We start from the raw sequence: 817 nt of genomic DNA on the forward strand, positions 1-817 counted from the left end.
TATGCAAAATCATTGGCTAATTTAACAACTTTAAAGAAAATGTTTCGTACTTTTCAAGAAGAAGGTATTGATTTAACAATGATAGATTTAGAAGCATATTATACACAATTAGAAGTTGATGCTTTATTAGAAAAAGAAAAAACTAAGATTGACAATAAAAGTATTGTTAAAAATAACAATAATGAAATAAATGTTCCGTTTGATAATAATACTATTTATGAAGAAAATGGATTATGAAAAGCAAAACAAAGTAATAATATTCCATCAGATATTATTAGAGATAGTGATTTAAATAAAGATTATATTGATAAAGAAAATGGTAAATATATTGTAAAAACATCAAAAAAAATAGATTTATCTATATCTGGATTTAATTCTGCAATAGAAAATATGAACAAAATAATTAATCTTAAACAAGATAAATTAATAAGTGGCACAAATATTAAAACTATTAATGGTAATTCACTATTGGGTGAGGGAAATATACCTATTGGTGGCGATAATAATTGAGAAATTGTTGATACAAGTGATTTAGAAGTTGGCTATACTTATTATCATATTAAAGATTTTAATCATGGAATTTATAATTATAAAATAACAACAGCCGTTTATAATAATGAATCACAAATTAAAAAACATTATGGTTTTATAGAAATAAAAGTTGAAATTGCTGATGTAAATCAAGAATTTAATATTTTTAATGGTCTTAATGGAGCTATTGCTTGATGTTCAATAATAAATGGAAAAGGTAATTGTGGGGCATGGACAATTAGTAGTCCTAAATTAGCATTAAAATTTGAAAAAATAATTGTATATA

1 protein-coding gene is annotated in these 817 nt (G+C 22.5%); it reads left to right on the forward strand.

Annotation, left to right across the window (positions count from 1 at the left end; all coding sequences use genetic code 4):
* The coding region (locus D9R21_RS07840) for a hypothetical protein (RefSeq protein WP_158614014.1) at positions 1-817 on the forward strand (817 nt) is incomplete at both ends.

This window comes from Spiroplasma endosymbiont of Megaselia nigra, assembly GCF_003987485.1.
In the GTDB taxonomy this organism is placed as follows: domain Bacteria; phylum Bacillota_I; class Bacilli_A; order Mycoplasmatales; family Mycoplasmataceae; genus Spiroplasma.